This is a genomic window from Pseudomonas sp. Pseusp10 (assembly GCF_059492225.1).
The window spans coordinates 5346305-5365463 of the sequence record NZ_CP168528.1; the positions used below are offsets into that span (position 1 = coordinate 5346305).

At 59.5% G+C, this 19159-nt stretch carries 22 protein-coding genes; 3 read left to right on the top strand and 19 right to left on the bottom strand.

From position 1 onward, the window contains the following. Position 1: 1 nt before the first annotated feature. A complete protein-coding gene (locus ACEN8Z_RS24345) occupies positions 2-994 on the bottom strand; it encodes a 2-dehydro-3-deoxygalactonokinase (protein WP_495595929.1) in 993 nt (330 codons plus the stop codon). A gap of 260 nt (positions 995-1254) precedes the next feature. Next, positions 1255-1737 (bottom strand): GNAT family N-acetyltransferase, encoded by a 483-nt coding sequence (locus ACEN8Z_RS24350; RefSeq protein WP_007997380.1) that lies wholly within the window; start codon positions 1735-1737, stop codon positions 1255-1257. A 291-nt stretch (positions 1738-2028) separates the two neighbouring features. Between ACEN8Z_RS24350 and ACEN8Z_RS24355 the strand changes: the two genes are divergently transcribed. Together ACEN8Z_RS24355 and ACEN8Z_RS24360 are read left to right on the top strand one after the other, a co-directional pair. Next, positions 2029-3234 (top strand): MFS transporter, encoded by a 1206-nt coding sequence (locus ACEN8Z_RS24355; RefSeq protein ID WP_495595930.1) that lies wholly within the window; start codon positions 2029-2031, stop codon positions 3232-3234. Between the two features lie 81 nt (positions 3235-3315). Next, positions 3316-3642, top strand: coding sequence for a hypothetical protein (locus ACEN8Z_RS24360; protein WP_495595931.1), 327 nt, complete (start codon positions 3316-3318; stop codon positions 3640-3642). A gap of 280 nt (positions 3643-3922) precedes the next feature. Here the strand turns inward: ACEN8Z_RS24360 and ACEN8Z_RS24365 are convergent, their stop codons facing one another. From ACEN8Z_RS24365 to ACEN8Z_RS24440, 16 genes are all read right to left on the bottom strand, one after another. Continuing rightward, positions 3923-4483 carry a DUF1285 domain-containing protein gene (locus tag ACEN8Z_RS24365; protein ID WP_495595932.1) on the bottom strand — a complete coding sequence of 187 codons (561 nt, stop codon included), beginning with the start codon at positions 4481-4483 and terminating at the stop codon, positions 3923-3925. 16 nt (positions 4484-4499) lie between these two features. Continuing rightward, a complete protein-coding gene (locus ACEN8Z_RS24370; RefSeq protein WP_007997387.1) occupies positions 4500-5108 on the bottom strand; it encodes a DUF4823 domain-containing protein in 609 nt (202 codons plus the stop codon). Positions 5109-5276: 168 nt separating this feature from the next. Then, positions 5277-6245, bottom strand: coding sequence for a GTP 3',8-cyclase MoaA (locus ACEN8Z_RS24375; protein ID WP_495595933.1), 969 nt, complete (start codon positions 6243-6245; stop codon positions 5277-5279). A 137-nt stretch (positions 6246-6382) separates the two neighbouring features. Beyond that, positions 6383-7021, bottom strand: a complete 639-nt coding sequence (locus ACEN8Z_RS24380; protein WP_007997056.1) for a TetR/AcrR family transcriptional regulator — start codon at positions 7019-7021, stop codon at positions 6383-6385. Positions 7022-7363: 342 nt separating this feature from the next. After that, complete coding sequence (locus ACEN8Z_RS24385) at positions 7364-8161, bottom strand: TatD family hydrolase (RefSeq protein ID WP_495595934.1); 798 nt, start codon at positions 8159-8161, stop codon at positions 7364-7366. A 72-nt stretch (positions 8162-8233) separates the two neighbouring features. Then, the gene (locus ACEN8Z_RS24390) at positions 8234-9220 is read right to left on the bottom strand and encodes a DNA polymerase III subunit delta' (protein ID WP_007997053.1); all 987 of its coding nucleotides are present in this window, start codon (positions 9218-9220) and stop codon (positions 8234-8236) included. After that, the gene (gene tmk, locus ACEN8Z_RS24395; RefSeq protein WP_495595935.1) at positions 9213-9845 is read right to left on the bottom strand and encodes a dTMP kinase; all 633 of its coding nucleotides are present in this window, start codon (positions 9843-9845) and stop codon (positions 9213-9215) included. Before tmk ends, ACEN8Z_RS24390 begins: the two co-directional genes overlap by 8 nt. 19 nt (positions 9846-9864) lie before the next feature. Continuing rightward, the gene (gene mltG / locus ACEN8Z_RS24400) at positions 9865-11097 is read right to left on the bottom strand and encodes an endolytic transglycosylase MltG (RefSeq protein ID WP_007997049.1); all 1233 of its coding nucleotides are present in this window, start codon (positions 11095-11097) and stop codon (positions 9865-9867) included. Between the two features lie 3 nt (positions 11098-11100). Further along, positions 11101-11916, bottom strand: coding sequence for an aminodeoxychorismate lyase (gene pabC, locus ACEN8Z_RS24405; RefSeq protein WP_495595936.1), 816 nt, complete (start codon positions 11914-11916; stop codon positions 11101-11103). Beyond that, positions 11916-13160, bottom strand: coding sequence for a beta-ketoacyl-ACP synthase II (gene fabF / locus ACEN8Z_RS24410; RefSeq protein ID WP_007997045.1), 1245 nt, complete (start codon positions 13158-13160; stop codon positions 11916-11918). The genes pabC and fabF overlap by 1 nt, the downstream gene beginning before the upstream one ends. A 108-nt stretch (positions 13161-13268) precedes the next feature. After that, a complete protein-coding gene (acpP, locus tag ACEN8Z_RS24415) occupies positions 13269-13505 on the bottom strand; it encodes an acyl carrier protein (protein ID WP_007987170.1) in 237 nt (78 codons plus the stop codon). Between the two features lie 197 nt (positions 13506-13702). Beyond that, positions 13703-14443, bottom strand: coding sequence for a 3-oxoacyl-ACP reductase FabG (gene fabG, locus ACEN8Z_RS24420; RefSeq protein WP_007997043.1), 741 nt, complete (start codon positions 14441-14443; stop codon positions 13703-13705). A gap of 16 nt (positions 14444-14459) precedes the next feature. Then, a complete protein-coding gene (fabD, locus tag ACEN8Z_RS24425) occupies positions 14460-15398 on the bottom strand; it encodes an ACP S-malonyltransferase (RefSeq protein ID WP_495595937.1) in 939 nt (312 codons plus the stop codon). 125 nt (positions 15399-15523) lie between these two features. Beyond that, positions 15524-16534, bottom strand: coding sequence for a phosphate acyltransferase PlsX (gene plsX / locus ACEN8Z_RS24430; RefSeq protein WP_495595938.1), 1011 nt, complete (start codon positions 16532-16534; stop codon positions 15524-15526). Positions 16535-16538: 4 nt separating this feature from the next. Then, a complete protein-coding gene (rpmF, locus tag ACEN8Z_RS24435) occupies positions 16539-16721 on the bottom strand; it encodes a 50S ribosomal protein L32 (protein ID WP_003179396.1) in 183 nt (60 codons plus the stop codon). Between the two features lie 13 nt (positions 16722-16734). Further along, a complete protein-coding gene (locus ACEN8Z_RS24440) occupies positions 16735-17262 on the bottom strand; it encodes a YceD family protein (RefSeq protein WP_007942001.1) in 528 nt (175 codons plus the stop codon). A gap of 105 nt (positions 17263-17367) precedes the next feature. On the opposite strand from ACEN8Z_RS24440, the gene ACEN8Z_RS24445 reads away from it, so the two are divergent. Next, on the top strand, positions 17368-17946 hold the full coding sequence (locus tag ACEN8Z_RS24445) for a Maf family protein (RefSeq protein WP_495595939.1): 579 nt from the start codon (positions 17368-17370) through the stop codon (positions 17944-17946). 203 nt (positions 17947-18149) lie between these two features. On the opposite strand, the gene ACEN8Z_RS24450 is transcribed toward ACEN8Z_RS24445, so the two are convergent. Continuing rightward, the gene (locus tag ACEN8Z_RS24450; RefSeq protein WP_495595940.1) at positions 18150-19139 is read right to left on the bottom strand and encodes a S49 family peptidase; all 990 of its coding nucleotides are present in this window, start codon (positions 19137-19139) and stop codon (positions 18150-18152) included. Between the last annotated feature and the right edge of the window lie 20 nt (positions 19140-19159).

Here is a 19159-nt window from a genome sequence, read left to right on the forward strand (position 1 = left end):
TTTAACGGGATGCGGTGGACGTGACCAGGCCGGCGGCGAGCGCCAGTTGCCACAATCCGCGTTCGGTGGCCTGTTCGGCCAAGGCGACCCGGGCAAAACCGCAGGCGTCGAGCGCACGGCTGTAGCGGGCACAGAGTCGGGTATTACCGATGAGGATGATCGAAGGCAGGTGCACGCTGTTGCGCCGACGCCGTTGCACGCCGGCCAGGGCTGACAATTCGTGGCCGATCAGCAGGCCGGACAGATAATCCGCCTGGGCGGTAGCGCTCAATTCGCCAGTCAGGCCCAGACTGCGGGCGCTGAACATCGTCGACAGAGGACCGATTTCACCGTCCGCCGACAACGCGACCCGCACACCGCGATCAAACGCATCGCCATCGAAAGACGCGCCACGCTGTTGGGTGCGTCCGAGAATGCTGTGTTCACTGAGCACGGCGAAAACTTCGCCGGTCATGAACGTATCGAAATGCACGATGCAGCCGTCGGCTACTTCCACCCATTTCGAGTGGCTGCCCGGCAGACCGATCAGCAGATCAGCCCCCGTCTCGCCCGCCAGGTTTTGCAGCACACCGAGCACCTGGGTTTCTTCGCCGCGCATCACGTTCGGCAAATGCGAACGCTGGATGACGCCGGGCACAATGTGCACATCGACGCCGCGCAGGCTGCGCACAGTTTGCAAGGAAGTACCGAGAGTGGCGACGTTCGCCGGCGTGTCGCGGTAGGCCGCTTCGCTCCAGCCCTGGGCGCTGCCGACCATGCCGCAGGCAATCACCGGCAAATCCGGCTGGGTATCGAGCCAGTCGCCGCAAGCCTCATCGAAGGCCAGTTCGAAACCGTCGGTGCATTTCCGGCCGGCAATGATTCGCGGCGCTTTCGGCAGCTGCATGATCCCCGACGACAGCGAACGCTGTTCGAGCACCTGGCCACCTTCAGCCAATTTGTAAGCACGGAGTGAGGTCGTCCCCCAATCGAGCGCGATCAATTGCGCCTGCATCGCTTCACCTGTTTTGGTTTTTGGCAGTGAGTGAGCAGGACTATAAACCCAGACGCCGGATAATCTCAATATATAAATATCAATCCCATATATTGAGATAATGACAAAAAAAACCACCGCCTACGGTAGCTCCCTGGAATGCATTCCCCTGTAGGAGCTAGCTTGCTAGCGATGGTCGTCAACGATAAAGCGCAAAGCCTGACACCCCGTGGTACTTTCGATTTCTTCGCGAGCAGGCTCGCTCCTACAAGGGATACCGCTCAATTGCCCTCGGCGAACTCGCGCAATACTTTTCCATCCATCCGATACCGAACCCACTCCTCCTGCGGCTGCGCGCCCAGGGATTTGTAGAACTCGATAGCCGGCGTATTCCACTCCAGCACGCTCCACTCGAAACGGCCACAGTCGTTGGCGCAGGCGATTTTCGCCAGATGCCGCAGCAGGGTCTTGCCCGCACCACCGCCGCGCTGTTGCGGAGTGATGTAAAGGTCTTCGAGGTACAGGCAATTGCTGCCCAACCAGGTGGAATAGCTGAAGAAGAACACCGCGAAACCGATGGGTGCGCCGTCGCGCAGGCAGATCAGGCCATGGGCGGTGGCGCCTTCGCTGAACAGGCTGCGCTCGATATCGGCAACGCTGGCGATGACTTCATGGCGAGCACGTTCGTAGTCGGCCAGTTCAGTGATGAACGCGAGGATTTGCGGTGCGTCACTGGGGGTCGCCGGGCGGATTTCGATCGTCATGGACGTGCCTTGTCAAAAGAGGAAAACGCCATACTAAGTCGGCGCGGTATTTGTGGCGAGGGAACTGTCCCAACACCTGTAGGAGCGAGCTCGCTCGCGATGGTCGTCAACGATTACGTGTGCGGCCTGAATAAATGTGGTGTCCTTGTGTTTTTCGCGAGCGAACTCGCTCCTGAAAGGGTGTTTACTCCGGCCTGCACTAATCCTGAAATCGTGAAGCTCGGACCTGAAATGGATGCCTGACGTGGTAGATAGATGACCTGCTTGTTTATCCAGTCAAGGAACCGCGTCATGCCCACCGCAACACCCCCTGTCTCAAGCAAGTTGTTCGGCCTGTTTTGCCTCGCCAGTTACCTGTTGTCGTTGTCCTACGGCTCGACTTTTTTGCTGTCGCTGTTGATCAGCTCTCGTGGTGGCAACGAGCACGACGCCGGCAGTGTGATTTCGACAGCGATGCTCAGTACCTTTGCAGCGGTGATTGTTTCCGGTCACTTGTCCGACTTGCTCGGTGCCGCCCGATCGGTGGCGCTGTTCGGTGTATTGCTGGTAGCGGCCAGCCTGGGCTTCGCCCTGACTCCGGGCTTCGGTCAACCGCTGTTGTTTTTCGGGCTGCTGCTGGGCCTGGGCTGGGGCGTGTTCTACACCCTCGGGCCGATCATCGTGGCAAGCCTGGTGACACCCGCACAGCGTGCCAGGTACTTCGCCCTGCTGTCGGGCAGCATGATGACCGGGATCGGCAGTGGCCCGTTGCTCGGCCGCGCGGCGAGTGCGCTCGGTTATCCGGTGACGGCGGCGTTTTATCTGGCGGCGCTGGCCAGCCTGATCGGGGTATTGCTGTTCTGGCGCCTGGATCGACAACTGAAACCGGCGCCCGCGCAATCGAGCAACGTGTCGCGGATTTCCTGGCGTGCAGCAGGTCAGGTGCTGTCGTCCAGGGCCGTATTCCCGATCATCATGGTCGGTCTGGGTGGCTGTGTGTTCGGCGGTCTGTCGAGCTTTCAAACCAGTTATGCCGCAGCACGCTCGCTCGACTATTCGCTGTTCTTCCTCGGCTTCATGAGCGCGGCGATCAGCGGCCGCATGCTGGTTGCCGGTTTCGTGGTCAAGCGCGATCCATTCCGTGCATCGTGTCTGCTTTCGGGGCTGATGCTGGCGTCGATCGTGATGTTCGGTTTTGTCGTCGACAGCAGCGTCAGCTACGTGCTCGCGGCGGTGATGCTCGGGATCGGTTACGGCCTGACCTACTCGGTGATCAACGGTCTGGCCGCCAATGAAGCGCCGAACGGCACCACCGCACAATCCTTGCTGCTGTTCAGCCTGTCGTACTTCATCGGCGTGTTCGGCTTTCCGTTGCTGGCCGGGAAAATCATCGTCGAGCAAGGCATGGCCACGCTGTTGCTCACGGTGTTGGCGGTCGCTTCGCTCAACTGGTTGATCACCGTGGGCCGGTTGATCTGGAGAAGAGCTACAGCGGTCAGGGCATTGGAGCAGGTCTGAGCCGTTCGTCGCCAATAATGCACCCATCCAGATCGAGGGCGTACTAATCAGGTAAGGACTCTATCCGTTGGAGACAACACCATGATCCTGTCCAGGTTGACCGCCCTCGTTCTCACCGTCTTGCTGTCTTCTGCCGCGATCGCCGGGACCATCGGCTCGAGCACCGGCCCGACCAACCCGGTGGAAAAGCCAAGGGCACCGGCGATCCAGAGTGCCCCCGGCATGAACACCGATGGCACGACCATCGACCACAACCTGCCGCCCTCCACCGGCACCGACCCACGGGTTCAAGGCAATGATGCAGGACGTCAGGGCGGTATGACTTTACCAGGCAGCAAAACACCCAGCAGCGGCGGACTCGGCTCGACCACCAGCGGTGGTTCGGGTGATGACGACGACAACCAATAGTTGCCCGTTTGAGGACAGAAGCCCGGGCGAAGAATATTGCGCTGGCAGGAATTGATTGAGGCGCTGCGCAAGGCAAGTCAGTGCCAGATCATGTGTTGAGTTTCAGGGCCTCTTCGCGGGCAAGCCCGCTCCCACAGGGGGCTTGCGACGCACCTGAATTTTTGGCTTTGAATAGAACAATTGTGGGAGCGGGCTTGCCCGCGAAGGCGTCGTCATATCCGACACTTACATGTCAGACAGGCCGTATTCGCGAGCAAGCCCGCTCCCACAGAGTTATGGGTCAGGGCTCAAGACCGATGGGGAAAAACTCACCGCCACTCCATACACCGAGCCAGCGCTGGCCGTCGATCTCGCGACTCACCGCCAGTTCCACCAATTGATAGAACACATTGCGATGGATCAACGCTTCAAGATTGCTGCGCACATGCACGTAGGGGGCTGGCTCCTGCGTTACCGGGTCGATGACCACGCGAATCGGGTGCTCGGTGCCGGCCTCAGCGGTTTCGTCGACATTCGTGGTAAAGCGCAGGAGCTGCGCATCGCCCTCACCTTCCACTTCAACGGCAATCGCCACAAAGGGCGCATCGTCGACCTTGATGCCGACCTTTTCGACCGGAGTGATCAGGAAGTAATCATCGCCATCACGGCGAATGATGGTGGAGAACAGTTTGACCATCGGCTTGCGCCCGATCGGGGTGCCCAGGTAATACCAGGTGCCGTCCCGGGCGATGCGCATGTCGATGTCGCCGCAGAAATCGGGATTCCACAGGTGCACCGGCGGCAAGCCTTTGGTCTTGGGGATTTGCCCCAGCAAGTCGTTGGCTTTTTGCGGGCCACTCATGGCGTTCTCCTCGGGATTACTGGTCGCTGAGCCCCAACAGGCCGCGCGCATATTGCTCCAGCGGCGGGCCCATCAGGTCTTCGGGTTTTTTATCGTGGAACGTCAGTAAACCGCCACGACTCTTGATGGTCGCAGTATCAATCAAATACTGGGTGCTGGTCTCGATCAACATGATCTGAATCATACCGCTGTCGATGCCGAGACGATCCAGGGCCTCCTGATCCAGCCACTCGTCCGAGTTGCCGATACGGTCGTCAGACTTGGCAAATCGGGTGTAGAGCAGATAGTGCGCACCGGCGGCACGGGCTTCGACCATGGCCTGGTCGAGGCCTTCCGGCGCAGGGGCACGGCGGACCATCGGGAAGTATTCGACGAAGCCATCGAACGCGACTTCGGCAATCACGTTGGGCCGTGGATAAACCGCGCTGCCCGGCGGCATGAAAGCGCCTTGGGCGATGTAGACGAACGAGTCCGGCTGGATGCGCAGGTTGTTTACACGACGGCTGTCGCTGTGATCGAGCAACCCCGCGTCGCTCATATGGTAACGAGTCCCTTCGGCCATATCGCTGACGTTCATGCAGCCACCAAGTGCCAAAACGGCCAGCAGCAAAACCAGGCTACGCATCCTATCCTCCAGAGGCCGGTGTCGGAAAACCGGCGAATGGCCGTAGGATGCAGCTTTTGCGCCAGCTCATGAACAGCGGCATCTGACAGACCGAATCGCGAGCAAGCTCGCTCCCACAGGGAACTGCATATTACCTGTGGGAGCGAGCTTGCTCGCGATTACGGAGGATCAGCCGCCGATAATTTTCATGACAGTCGCGCCACCGGAGAACGCCACTTCCTGTTTGTCGCCCAAGGCTTTGACCAGGAGTCTCTGCAAGGCCGGCAGCGCCTGATGACGCGGCTTGTCCAGCAGGTCGCCGATGTAATGGCGATTACTCGATGACAGGCAGCCATGCAGCCACCCGGTGGAAGATAAGCGCAAGCGAGAACAGGTCCGGCAGAAAGGCACGCTCTCGTTGGCGATCACGCCGAAATAACCCTGGCCGGGAATTTCATAGCGAACGGCCGTCGCATCGACCGGAGCATCGGCCTGCAGGTATTCGTAGCGCTCGCCGATCAGGCTCAGCAACTGCTGGAGGCTGACGAACTGTTGCAGAAAAGCGTTGGAATCGTTGGCCAGGTGGCCCATGCGCATCAGCTCGATGAAGCGCAGTTCATAACCGCGCTCCAGGCAGTAGTCGAGCAGCGGCATCACTTGGTCAAGGTTCTGCCCGCGCAGCGGCACCATGTTGACCTTGATTTTCATGCCGGCCGCACTTGCCTCGCTCATGCCGTTGAGCACAGTGGCCAGATCGCCGCCCCGGGCAATGCTGCGGAACGCACTCGCATCAAGGGTATCGAGGGAAACGTTGAGGCGCCGAATGCCGGCGTTCACCAGCAGCGGCAGTTTCTTCACCAGTAACTGGCCATTGGTGGTCAGGCTGATGTCTTCCAGGCCCATCTGCCCGACCGCCGTCATGAACGCTTCGAGTTTCGGGCTGACCAGCGGCTCGCCGCCGGTAATGCGCAGACGCTCGATCCCCGCCGCTTCAATCAGATAAGCCACACCGCGCGCCATGGCTTCGGCCGACAATTCATCCTGCGCAGCCACCAGCCGCTTGCCGTTGGGCACGCAGTAGGTACAGGCGTAATTGCAGGCTGAGGTCAGACTGATTCGCAAGTTGCGAAAACGCCTGCCTTGACGGTCAACGATCATGGTCACTCCGGCGGAAGAATATCGGGCCGCTAAAACTTGACTCAGAAATCAAGTTTTAGCAAGTCCTCTACCTGAGTATATTCCTGCGGCACTGCGCCAAGTAGCGAAATCATGGCGCAATAAGGCAACTGAATGGCTCAGCTGCTGGGCGTGTCGGTGTCGCGCTTGCGCTTGTTACCCATGCGCACGCCGATATCCATCAAAAACTGGAAGAAGCCTTCCTGATCTTCCAGCACATTGCTCCAGAACGGCGAGTGATACAGCGCGACGGCACCGTGCACCAGCGCCCAGGACGCGCAGTAATGGAAGTAAGGTGGCACATCTTCCAGCTTGCCTTCGCTGATCCGGCCCTTGATCAGCAGGGTCAGGCGTTCGAAGTTCGAGGCGCGGATCTTGTGCAGCTCCTCGATCATCTCCGGCACCTGGTTGCCCTTGACCACTTTCTCTTCGAGGCGGTCGAACAGGCGATAGCGTTGTGGATCGCGCATGCGGAATTCGAAGTACGCCCGGGACAGGGCTTCCTTGTCCTTGTCGACATCGGCCGAATGCAGCAGAGCGTTCAAATCGCGCTCGTAGTCGAGCATCAGGCGCAGATAGATTTCCGCCTTGGATTTGAAGTGTTTGTAGATCGTGCCTTTGCCGATACCGACGGCATCAGCAATCATCTCGACGGTGACACTGTCTTCACCTTGTTCGAGGAACAGCTTGAGCGCGGTATCGAGAATTTCCTGCTCGCGGCGACGAAACTCACGGACCTTACGAGGTTCTTTATGCATAAGAAAAGGTCTGTCGGGGTCAAAATTCGAAGCCGCGTATTATGCCTAACTTGCGCAAAAATGCACGGATCATCCGACCATATCTGCGCTTTCTGGTCATTCCGCGGACGTTTAGAGGTTGATGAGAACTCTTCCGAAGCGCACGTATTCCAAATTTGTTTAAAAACCCTGACCAGCAAACTGGACTAGGCGCAATCCTGATCAATACTTGAACTGTCGGCGGGGCATCTCCCCCAAGTGTCACGCCGATATTGGTACCAACGGACCGCGTGCCATTGTTTTACTCCTAATGGTCTTAACCCGGATTCACCCCCCAGAACCCGGGTTTTTTTTGCCTGCGATTTAACCTTTTACGTGTGCCAGCGGGAACAGCCGCTTGAAATTCGCCGTGGTCTGCTCGGCAAATCGCTCGTAGGGTTCACCACGCAACATTGCCAGAAATTCCGCTACCTCACGCACGTACTGCGGCAGGTTCGGCTTGCCGCGATAGGGAATCGGCGCCAGGTACGGCGAGTCGGTTTCCACCAGCAACCGGTCGGCCGGCACCTTGCTGGCCACATCGCGCAACGCGTCGGCATTGCGAAAAGTGACAATCCCGGAAAGGGAAATGTAATAGCCCATGTCCAGCGCGGCCTTCGCCATCTCCCAGTCTTCGGTAAAGCAATGCAATACGCCTGCCTGGGGCAGCGCCGCTTCACGCAACAAGTCCAGGGTATCGGTGCGGGCGCCACGGGTGTGGATGATCACCGGTTTGCCGGTCTGCTGCGCCGCTTGCAGGTGCAGGCGAAACGATTCCTGCTGTAACTGCGCCGCTTCCGGCTCGTAGTGGTAGTCCAGGCCGGTTTCGCCGATCGCGACCACACGCGGGTGATTGAGCTCCTGCAGCAGCCAGTCCAGCGCTGGCGCGGCGCCCGGCGGCACATCCAGAGGGTGCACGCCCACCGAGCAGTCGACATCGTCATAACGTTCGGCCAGGGCTTTGACATCGGCCGCGTTGTCCGCGCTGACACCGATACACAGAAAGTGCCCTACCCCGCGTTGCCGGGCAGCCTCCAGGGCGGCATCCAGGGCGGCATCCAGGGAGCCGTCGTGGGCGGCCAGGTCGAGGCGATCAAGGTGACAATGGGAATCTACGAGCATAAAGGGCTGCAACTTACATCGAATGGGTGGGACGGTCGGGTGTTCCGATACTCAGAGTCTAGGCGTAGACAGTCATCTTTGGGCAGGCAACGACACCCATTGCACCAGCAATGCCTCCAGCAGCAAGGCCGGATTGAGGTTGGCCTTGCTCAAGACTTTCTGTCGCTGGGCGAGGATCCAGTCCTGAATATCGAGGACTTTGCCCTGGGCACTTTTCTGCGCCAGGTATTGCACGACCTTGCGCATGTCGGCCAGGCCGAGGCCGGCTTCGTCCTGGGTCAACTGATAGCGCAGGATCAGGCTCGACCAATCGCAGAACCAATCGAACAGGCGCAACATCGGAATGTTTTTCCATTCTTCGGCCAGTTGCGTCGGCGACTGCTGTTGCTTGAGGAGTTTTTTCACCCCCTCCACCACTTGCGTGCGCTGTTCACGCACGCCCTGGGCCTGAAGATTGACCGCCGCCAGTGGCGAACCGGCGGCCAGCGTCAACAGCTCGATGCGCTCCTCTTCGGAACATTCCGGCAACGCCTGAGCCAGCCATTTCAAGCTCATGGCCTCGCCCGGCAGCGGACAGGCCTGCTGCACGCAGCGACTCTTGATGGTTGGCAACAAGCGGCTCGGCTGGTGACTGACCAGCAACAGAACGGTGTCGCCGGACGGCTCTTCAAGGCTTTTGAGCAAGGCGTTGGCAGCGTTGATGTTCATCGACTCGGCCGGCTCGATCAGCACCACTTTACGCCCGCCCAACTGCGCGGTCTGCACCACAAAACCGACCAGGTCGCGAACCTGATCGACCTTGATCGCCTTGTCGGCTTCTTCCGGCTCCAGGATGTAGTTATCCGGGTGACTGCCAGCCTTGAGCAGCAGGCAGGATTTGCATTCGCCGCAGGCGTCCAGCGCGGTCGGGCGCTGGCACAGCAAACTGGCCATCAAGCGCTCGGCCAGTGCCCGCTTGCCGATCCCGGCCGGGCCATGCAGCAGGTAGGCGTGAGCATGCTGGGCGCGACCAGCCAGTTGCTGCCAGAGGCTTTCCTGCCACGGATAGGCCTCAGCCACGGCTCAACTCCAGCAGGCGCGGCAGCAAGGCATCCAGCGATTGCTGAACCTGTGCCAACGGTTGGGCCGCATCGACCAGCACATAACGCGCCGGATCCGCCTTGGCCCGCTTGAGGAAGGCATTGCGTACGGCATCGAAGAAGGTCCGGCCTTCGAGTTCGAAGCGATCCAGGCGACCGCGGGCGCTGGCGCGGGCCAGGCCGACCTCGACAGGCAGATCGAAAATCAGCGTCAGGTCCGGACGCAGATCGCCCTGAACGAAAGTTTCCAGGGTCGCGATGCGCTCCAGCGATAAGCCACGGCCGCCGCCTTGGTAGGCGTAAGTCGAATCGGTAAAACGATCACACAAGACCACGGCACCGCGGGCCATCGCCGGGCGAATCACTTCGGCCAGATGCTGGGCACGCGCCGCGAACACCAGCAGCAACTCGGTATCCGGGTTCATGACTTCGTCGGCCGGGGCCAGCAGCACTTCACGGATGCGCTCGGCCAACGGCGTGCCACCTGGCTCGCGGGTCAGTACCACCTCGATGCCGGCGGCGCGCAAGCGCTCGGCCAGGTATTCGCGATTGGTGCTCTTGCCGGCGCCTTCTGGGCCTTCCAGAGTAATAAACAAGCCAGTCACAGGCAGTCCTTAGTCAGAGTCATTGCGGGCTTTTCGACGCGTTGGCATCGAGGGCCGGCGTTTCAGGAACCGGCGCAGGATCTTGCGGCGCCACCTGCGGCAGCGCCTCGGGAGCCGTGTTGGGTGAAGCGGCCGGGATCGGGGCCAACTCTTGCGCAGCCTTGGCCTCCTGAGTCCCGGTTTGTTCAGTCTGGGTCGGCGGTGTCTCAGGCATGGAAGCAGGTGCCGGGCTGGAGCGGTAATCGGCGCGACGCTTGAGCTGGAACTCCTTCACAGCATTGTTGTGGGCATCCAGGTCATCGGAGAACACGTGAGTGCCATCACCGCGCGCCACGAAGTAAAGGCTGTTGCCCTCCACCGGATTGAGCGCCGCATGAATGGCTTCGCGACCGACCATCGAAATCGGGGTCGGTGGCAGGCCCGCATTCACGTAGGTGTTATAGGGCGTCGCTTCCTTGAGGTGAGCCCGGGTCAGCTTGCCGCTGTAGCGGTCGCCGAGACCGTAAATCACCGTCGGATCGGTCTGCAGCAGCATGCCCATCGCCATGCGCCGTACAAACACACCTGCAATTTGCCCGCGTTCCTGTGGCACTCCGGTTTCCTTTTCCACCAGCGAGGCCATGATCAGCGCCTGGTAGGGTTCGGTGTACGGCGCATCCACAGCGCGCTGCTCCCATTCCTTGGCGAGCACTTCGTCAAGGCGGTCGTAAGCGGTTTTCAGCAGTTCGATATCGGACATGCCGCGCACGTAACGGTAGGTGTCAGGGAAGAAGCGCCCTTCCGGAAAAATCCCGGTGTGACCGAGCTTGTCCATGACCTGGCTATCGCTCAAACCGTTGAGGCTGTGATCGAGCTTCTCTTCCTTGGCCAGCGCTGCGCGGACCTGACGGAAATTCCAGCCTTCGACCAGGGTCAGGCTGTACTGAACCATTTCCCCGCGTTTCCACAGGTCGATCAGGCCTTCGACGGTCATGCCCGGTTGCAGGCGATATTCGCCGCTGTGCAGGGGTTGCTTGGGAAGATTGAAGCGCCAATACACGCGCAGCCAGAACGCGTCCTTGATGACGCCATTGGCTTCGAGGCGGTAGAAGGTGCGGGTCGGCGTAGTGCCCTTGGGCACATCCAGCAATTGTTCCTGGGCAATGTTCAACGGCTGTACCAGCGCCGAATGAATTTTCCAGGCTGAAGCACCCAACAGCAGCCCCGCCAGAACCACTCCGGTTTCCAGCAGCAGCAAGAGTTTACGTCTCACGTATCAAGCATCCAGTAGCGCACGGGCAATGGTTTGGAGTTTACGGGTGAGCGGCCCAACCGGCCAGTGAAGAGCAGCATATGCGCGCACCGGCCAGATACCATACACGCTGTTGCAGACAAAGGCTTCATCAGCCCATTGCAGCTGTTCGAGGGGGATATCGGTGATTTGCGTGGGGATTCCCAGCGACCGGGCCTGAAACAATATTTCGCCACGCATCACGCCGGCCACGCCGCAGCGCTTGAGGTCAGCGGTGATGAGTGCGCCATCACGCACCAGGAACAAATTGCTGAATACCCCTTCAATCACGCGCCCGGCCTGATCGAGCATCAAGCCTTCGGCATGCTCGGTGTCCTGCCATTCGGCACGGGCGAGGACTTGTTCAAGACGGTTCAGGTGCTTGAGGCCGGCAAGTAATGGCTGTCTGGACAATCGCGTGGCGCAAGGAAACAAACGAACACCTTGCTCGCCATGCGCAGCAGGGTAAGCCGCAGGTGGATTGCCTTGCAGAATGCGTCGGGCCTGAGCCGAAGTATCGGGGGCGTAACCGCGCAGGCCGTCGCCGCGAGTGAGGATCAGCTTGAGCACCCCGTCACCCAATGCGGCGGCATAGGCCTGCAATTCGCTGCGGATCAACGCCTGATCGGCGGCAAGCGCCAGACGTGAACAGCCATCCGCCAGACGCGACAGATGTCGCTCCAGCAACACAGGCTGTCCGTTACGCACGGCGATGGTCTCGAACAGACCATCGCCATAAGCCAGGCCGCGATCCTTCAGCGACAGAGCGTCAGCCGGCTGACCGTCGACCCAGCTGTCCATCAGCCTGCGAACCGGCGGAACACCAGCGAGCCGTTGGTACCGCCAAACCCGAAAGAGTTGGACACCACCACATCGATATCCATATTGCGCGCCGTGTGCGGCACGAAATCGAGGTCGCAGCCTTCGTCCGGCTCATCGAGGTTGATGGTCGGCGGTGCTACCTGGCTGTTGATCGCCAGCACGCTGAAGATCGCCTCGACCGCGCCCGCCGCACCCAGCAGGTGGCCGGTCATGGACTTGGTGGAACTGACGGCCAGCTTGTAGGCATGCTCGCCGAACACCGACTTGATCGCATTGACTTCGGCCAGGTCGCCTGCGGGAGTCGACGTGCCGTGGGCGTTGATGTACTGCACTTGATCGCCATTGATCTTCGCATCGCGCAGCGCATTGGTGATGCAGCGAGCAGCACCCGCGCCATCGGCGGGTGGTGAAGTCATATGGTAGGCGTCACCGCTGGTGCCGAAGCCAATGAGTTCGGCGTAGATGGTTGCACCACGGGCCTTGGCGTGTTCCAGCTCTTCCAGAACCAGCGCACCGGCACCATTGGACAGCACGAAGCCGTCGCGGCCCTTGTCCCATGGACGGCTGGCGCGGGTCGGCTCGTCGTTGCGGGTCGACAGCGCGCGGGAAGCACCGAAGCCGCCCATGCCCAGACCGCAGGCCGCCATCTCGGCGCCGCCGGCAATCATCACGTCGGCTTCGTCGTACATGATGTTGCGGGCTGCCATGCCTATGCAGTGTGTACCGGTGGTACAAGCCGTGGCGATGGCGTAGTTGGGTCCCTGTGCCCCCAGATGGATCGACAGGAAGCCGGAAATCATATTGATGATCGAGCCTGGCACGAAGAACGGGGAAATCCGTCGTGGGCCGGTCTCGTGCAGGGTGCGGCTGGTTTCTTCGATATTGGTCAGTCCGCCAATACCCGAGCCCATTGCCACGCCGATGCGTTCACGGTTGGCGTCGGTGACTTCCAGGCCGGCGTTGCGTACCGCCTGAAAACCTGCGGCCAGACCGTATTGAATGAACAGGTCGAGCTTGCGGGCTTCCTTGACCGACAGGTATTCCTCGACATTGAAGCCCTTTACCGAGCCGCCAAAACGGGTGGAATAGGCAGAAAGGTCGGTGTGTTCGATCAGACCAATGCCACTGCGGCCAGCCAGAATGCCCTGCCAGCTGCTCGGCACATCCGTGCCCAGTGGCGACAACATACCCATACCGGTGACTACGACGCGTCTACGCGACACAGCACTCTCCTTTTTCAAATGACGACTTTGCATCAGGCCTAAAGAAAAAACCGCACGCCGTGATAGCAGTGCGGTTTTTCCATGACAGCGAGCAACGATTACAAACTATTACGCCTGGTGGGCAGTAACGTAGTCGATTGCGGCTTGTACAGTAGTGATCTTCTCGGCTTCTTCGTCAGGGATTTCGGTCTCGAATTCCTCTTCCAGAGCCATCACCAGCTCAACGGTGTCAAGGGAGTCGGCACCCAGGTCTTCTACGAAGGAAGCAGTGTTGACCACTTCTTCTTCTTTAACGCCCAGTTGCTCAGCAACGATTTTCTTGACGCGCTCTTCGATGGTGCTCATACCTTGTTTTCACTCCTAATGGACAAATTCAGGCAGCTGGCCAGTGGGTAAGTGTATAGAAAGGCTTTTCAGCTTTTCAACTGAAAGCTTCACTCCTCAAACCCGGTGACCCTATGCCTATAAAATAGATTGCAGCTTTATAACGGATTTTAGACAGCTCGTATGACATTTTTTTGAAGCAATCCGTCACATTTGAATTACATGTACATCCCGCCGTTCACCGGGATTGTAGCTCCGGTAACGTAAGCCGCACCGTCCGACGCAAGAAAAGCGACCACGGACGCGATCTCTTGAGCTTGCCCCAGACGACCCAACGGAATCTGCGTCTGCAAGGCTTCACGCTGCGCCTCGGGCAGTTCACGGGTCATATCGGTATCGATGAACCCTGGGGCCACCGAGTTTACCGTAATCGAACGCGAACCGACTTCACGCGCCAGTGCACGGCTGAAACCTTCCAGACCGGCCTTGGCGGCTGCGTAGTTTACTTGGCCTGCGTTGCCCATGGCACCCACAACCGAACCAATACTGATAATTCGGCCCCAACGCGCCTTGGTCATACCACGCAAAACGCCCTTGGACAGGCGGAACAGACTGTTCAGATTGGTATCGACAACGTCGTGCCACTCGTCGTCTTTCATGCGCATCATCAGGTTATCGCGGGTGATACCGGCATTGTTGACCAGGATCGCCGGCGCACCGAACTGCTCCTGAATGCTCGCCAGGACCGCAGCCACGGACTCGTCGCTGGTGACATTGAGCTCAAGGCCGGTGCCCTGAATGCCGTTTTCCTTCAGGGTGGCGGCAATGCGCTCGGCACCCGACGCGGAGGTCGCGGTACCCACAACGATGGCGCCCTGACGACCCAGTTCCAGGGCGATAGCCTGGCCAATGCCACGACTTGCACCGGTGACCAGTGCAACTTTACCTTGCAGACTCATGCAAGCTTCTCCTGATTCAGGCCAACGCTGCACGAGCGGCAGCGAAAGCGTCTGGGGTATTGAGGTTGGATGTCGACACACCTTCGGCGCAACGCTTGTTCAGACCGGCCAGCACTTTGCCCGGACCGCATTCGACCAGTTGGGTCGCGCCCCTGGCGGCTAACGCCTGGACCGATTCAACCCAGCGTACTGGCTTGTACAGCTGTTCCAGCAGATCACGCTTGAGGGTTTCCAGATCGGCCGGCACTTCGGCACTGACGTTCTGAACCACAGGAATCTGCGGTGCCTGCCAGTCGATTGCCGCGATCGATTCGGCGAAACGCTCGGCAGCCGGACGCATCAGCTCGCAGTGGGACGGCACGCTGACCGGCAACGGCATGGCGCGCTTGGCGCCACGTGCCTTGCAGCCTTCGATGGCGCGCTCGACCGCAGCCTTGGCACCGGCGATGACCACCTGGCCCGGCGAATTGAAATTGACTGCACTGACCACTTCGCCTTGCGCCGCTTCGGCACAGGCTGCCAGTACATCTGCATCGTCCAGGCCCAGAATGGCGGCCATGCCGCCCTGTCCGGCCGGCACGGCTTCCTGCATCAGTTGGCCACGACGCTCGACGAGCTTTACCGCGTCGCCCAGGCTCAGACTGCCTGCCGCGACCAGCGCACTGTATTCACCCAGGCTGTGCCCGGCAACGTAAGCCGGGCGCGCGCCACCTTCCGCCAGCCACAGACGCCACAAGGCTATAGAGGCGGTCAGAATGGCCGGTTGGGTTTTATCGGTTTGATTGAGTTGCTCTTCCGGCCCTTGCTGGGTCAGTGCCCACAGGTCGTAACCCAGTGCATCGGAAGCTTCTTTGAATGTTTCAAGGACAACCGGATGTTGTGCGCCCAACTCGGCGAGCATGCCGAGGGACTGCGAACCCTGTCCCGGGAAGACGAATGCGAGGGAAGCAGACATGTAACAAGCCCCTAATGATCTTGTCGTCGGAGAGTTGGCGTCCCGCTTGGGGGACGCAAGAAACTGACAGTTGGATGGCCTATCGAACCAAGCGGTCACATTTAAGCATTGTCCGACGAAAACGCCTAAGGCAACAAATCCTCCAGACGACCGTGCAGGCGCTCGGGAAGATTCTCCTGAATCTCGATCAAGGCGCGCTGGATGGCACTTTGAAAACCCTGGACCCCTGCAGAACCGTGGCTTTTCACCACAATTCCCTGCAATCCGAGAAAGCTCGCACCGTTGTGCCGGGCCGGCGCCAGATCAGCCTGCAGACGCTTCATCAACGGCAGCGCCAGCGCACCGACCAATCGAGAGGCCACGCTCTTTCTGAACAAAGCCTCGATACGCCCGGCAATCATGATCGCCAGACCTTCGCTGGATTTGAGCAGGATGTTGCCGACAAAACCGTCACACACCACCACATCCGCGTCGCCACGGTACAAACCGTCACCTTCGACAAAACCGATGTAGTTGATACCACGGGCACTTTGCAACAAGGTTGCAGCCAGCTTGACCTGCTGATTGCCTTTGATGTCTTCGGTGCCGATGTTCAGCAAAGCCACACGTGGACGGACGATGCCCAGGGTTTCCGCTGCAACAGACCCCATTACCGCAAATTGCAGCAGATGCTCGGCGCTGCAATCGACATTGGCACCGAGGTCGAGCAACTGGCAGTAACCTTTCTGCGTAGGGATCGCCGCGACCATGGCCGGCCGGTCAATGCCCGGCAAGGTCTTGAGCACGAATCGCGACAACGCCATCAATGCACCGGTGTTGCCGGCGCTGACACAGGCCTGAACCTTGCCATCACGCAAAAGCTCAAGTGCCACGCGCATGGATGAGTCGGGCTTGCCACGAAGGGCCTGGGCGGGTTTTTCGTCCATGGTAATGACTTCGCTCGCCGGGACAATCGACAGGCGCGCGCGATCCACGGCCGAATGGCCAGCGATCAATTCTTCAAGAAGGGAGGGGTGACCGACGAGGGTCAGGTGCAGCGAGGGTGTGGCAGACAGGCAAGCAAGGCTGGCCTGAACAATGCTGCGGGGACCGAAGTCCCCGCCCATTGCGTCAATCGCGATGACTTGAGCGGACAAGTGATTACTCGTCAGCGCCCTTGTCGATCACTTTACGGCCACGGTATACGCCTTCTGGCGATACGTGGTGACGCAGGTGAACTTCACCGGTGGTTTTTTCTACAGACAGGGTGCTAGCCTCGAGAGCGTCGTGCGAACGGCGCATGTCACGGGCAGAGCGGGATTTTTTGTTCTGCTGAACAGCCATAATTGATTAACTCCTAAACGTTTGGGTCACGCTTTAACTGCGCCAATACACTGAACGGGTTGGACCGCGTTACCTCGTCCTCGCTCGGTTCGGGCTCATCTGCTCCCGCCGGCTGCTGGCATTCTTCCGGATGATGAGCAGGCACAATGGGCAAGGCGAGCAGAAGCTCCTCCTCGATCAGTGACTGCAGATCCAAAGGATCTTCGCCCAGTTCCAGCACGTCATAACCTTTCGGCAACGACTGGGTATTCGCACCCTCCTTCACCACAGCGTAACTGCATTCGCTATGGATCGGCAGGGTGACCAGCTCAAGACAACGCTGGCAAACCATTTTGACTTCAGTGTCGATAAAGCTGTGGATGACCACAGATTTACGTTCATCTCGTTCAAAAACGAATTTAGCCTGCACCGTACCGACATTGTCGGAAAGCGGGTCGCAGAGTCTCTCCAAATCGGCCAGCAGCATTTCACCTTGAAGGGTGGTGCCACGATCAGCCAATTTGCGCGGGTCAACGTGAGGTGGAATCGGGTCATTCAACATAGGCGCAGCATTATAGGGATGCACCCGCCCATGTCAAAGGAAATTCAGCCCTGTCCGTCACTTGGAAGCCTCGCTAGAATTCGCACCTGCCTTCTGGAGATGCGCATGCTGCCTTTATTACTCGCTTCTGGCTCGGTCTATCGCCGGGAATTGCTGACCCGCCTGCAACTGCCTTTCACTTGCAGCTCGCCGGATATCGACGAAAGCCATCGGCCAGGCGAATCCGCCATTGAGCTGGTCATGCGCCTCGCCGAAGAGAAAGCGCGCGCCCTGGCCGACAGCCATACCGCTCATCTGATAATCGGTTCCGACCAGGTCGCCGTGCTGGGAGAGCGGATTATCGGCAAGCCCCACACGTTCGAAAAAGCCCGCGAACAACTGCTGGCCGCCAGCGGTGCCAGCGTGACGTTTCTGACTGGCCTGGCCCTGCTCAACAGCCAGACCGGGCACTGCCAGGTCGATTGCGTGCCGTTCACCGTACACATGCGCACACTCGACGCCGCATGCATCGAACGCTACCTGCGCGCAGAGCAACCCTACGATTGCGCTGGCAGCTTCAAGGCCGAGGGCCTGGGGGTAAGCCTGTTTCAAAGCACCGAAGGCCCGGACGCTACCAGCCTCGTCGGCCTGCCCTTGATTCGCCTCGTGGACATGCTGCTCGCCGAAGGCGTACGAATCCCCTGATTAAGACAAGCATGTAGCAGCTGGCGAAGCCTGCGTTCGAGTGCGCAGCGCTCGCCAAGACATCCACCGCGACCTTACAGGCGAATCTCGCACCGGAATTGCGAGCGCTACGCACTCGAACGCAGGCTTCGCCAGCTGCTACGGAGATTGCGTTCAAACGAAAAAAACCGGCCACTTGGGCCGGCTTCTCTACACAATGAAAGTCAGCGCAACGACGGACCGTTGAAACCCATCCACATCGCCAAATGCTCAGCCACGCTGGCACCGAGTTTTTTCGAGAAACGATCGAATGTCGACTCCTGAACGGTAAAGTCCACCAGTTCTTTCTCGCCGATCACATCCCGCGCAACCGAACTGGCATTGCCCAGCCCATCGATCAACCCCAGTGGCAGAGCCTGCTCGCCGGACCAGACCAGACCGGAAAACAGCTCCGGATGTTCCTTGTCCTTCAGGCGATCGCCACGCCCTTGCTTGACGCTGTTAATGAACTGCTTGTGAGTCGTATCGAGCACACCCTGCCAGAAGGCAGTTTCTTCCGGTTTCTCTGGTTGAAACGGATCGAGGAACGACTTGTGCTCGCCAGCGGTGTAAGTGCGACGCTCGACACCCAGCTTCTCCATGGTACCGACAAAGCCATAACCTGCCGCCGTCACACCGATGGAGCCGACCAGGCTCGCCTTGTCGGCGTAGATCTGATCTGCCGCGCTGGCGATGTAGTAAGCACCGGAAGCCCCCAGATCGGAAATGACCGCATACAGCTTGATGTCCGGGTGCAGGCCGCGCAGACGACGGATCTCGTCATAGACATACCCCGACTGCACCGGGCTACCGCCCGGGCTGTTGATGCGCAGAATGACGCCCTTGACCTTCTCATCCTCGAAAGCTGCACGCAGGCTGCCAACGATATTGTCTGCGCTGGCCGATTCCTTGTCGGCGATCATGCCTGTCACATCGATCAGCGCCGTGTAGTGGGCGCTGCGAGTAGCGGCTTTTTCCATATCCATCAGCGGCGAAAACAGGACAACTGCGCCAAACAGGTACACAAAAGTCAGCAGCTTGAAGAATATCCCCCAACGACGGGACCGGCGCTGCTCCTGAACGCCGGCCAGCAGCGTCTTTTCCAGCAGCTTCCAGCTTCTGTCGTCCCCGCTCTCTGCGCTCGCCTTGGCGGGCGCTTTCCATTCGTCGGTCATGCCATCCACCCCAAAAACAA

Coding starts and splice junctions, on each gene's coding strand:
- ACEN8Z_RS24350 (WP_007997380.1), bottom strand. CDS start 1,737: ATGACGATCGAAATCCGCCCGGCGACCCCCAGTGACGCACCGCAAATC.
- ACEN8Z_RS24440 (WP_007942001.1), bottom strand. CDS start 17,262: ATGTTGAATGACCCGATTCCACCTCACGTTGACCCGCGCAAATTGGCT.
- fabG (WP_007997043.1), bottom strand. CDS start 14,443: ATGAGTCTGCAAGGTAAAGTTGCACTGGTCACCGGTGCAAGTCGTGGC.
- ACEN8Z_RS24365 (WP_495595932.1), bottom strand. CDS start 4,483: ATGAGTGGCCCGCAAAAAGCCAACGACTTGCTGGGGCAAATCCCCAAG.
- ACEN8Z_RS24380 (WP_007997056.1), bottom strand. CDS start 7,021: ATGCATAAAGAACCTCGTAAGGTCCGTGAGTTTCGTCGCCGCGAGCAG.
- acpP (WP_007987170.1), bottom strand. CDS start 13,505: ATGAGCACCATCGAAGAGCGCGTCAAGAAAATCGTTGCTGAGCAACTG.
- ACEN8Z_RS24360 (WP_495595931.1), top strand. CDS start 3,316: ATGATCCTGTCCAGGTTGACCGCCCTCGTTCTCACCGTCTTGCTGTCT.
- ACEN8Z_RS24445 (WP_495595939.1), top strand. CDS start 17,368: ATGCTGCCTTTATTACTCGCTTCTGGCTCGGTCTATCGCCGGGAATTG.
- fabD (WP_495595937.1), bottom strand. CDS start 15,398: ATGTCTGCTTCCCTCGCATTCGTCTTCCCGGGACAGGGTTCGCAGTCC.
- ACEN8Z_RS24375 (WP_495595933.1), bottom strand. CDS start 6,245: ATGATCGTTGACCGTCAAGGCAGGCGTTTTCGCAACTTGCGAATCAGT.
- ACEN8Z_RS24345 (WP_495595929.1), bottom strand. CDS start 994: ATGCAGGCGCAATTGATCGCGCTCGATTGGGGGACGACCTCACTCCGT.
- pabC (WP_495595936.1), bottom strand. CDS start 11,916: ATGGACAGCTGGGTCGACGGTCAGCCGGCTGACGCTCTGTCGCTGAAG.
- rpmF (WP_003179396.1), bottom strand. CDS start 16,721: ATGGCTGTTCAGCAGAACAAAAAATCCCGCTCTGCCCGTGACATGCGC.
- ACEN8Z_RS24385 (WP_495595934.1), bottom strand. CDS start 8,161: ATGCTCGTAGATTCCCATTGTCACCTTGATCGCCTCGACCTGGCCGCC.
- ACEN8Z_RS24370 (WP_007997387.1), bottom strand. CDS start 5,108: ATGCGTAGCCTGGTTTTGCTGCTGGCCGTTTTGGCACTTGGTGGCTGC.
- ACEN8Z_RS24450 (WP_495595940.1), bottom strand. CDS start 19,139: ATGACCGACGAATGGAAAGCGCCCGCCAAGGCGAGCGCAGAGAGCGGG.
- ACEN8Z_RS24355 (WP_495595930.1), top strand. CDS start 2,029: ATGCCCACCGCAACACCCCCTGTCTCAAGCAAGTTGTTCGGCCTGTTT.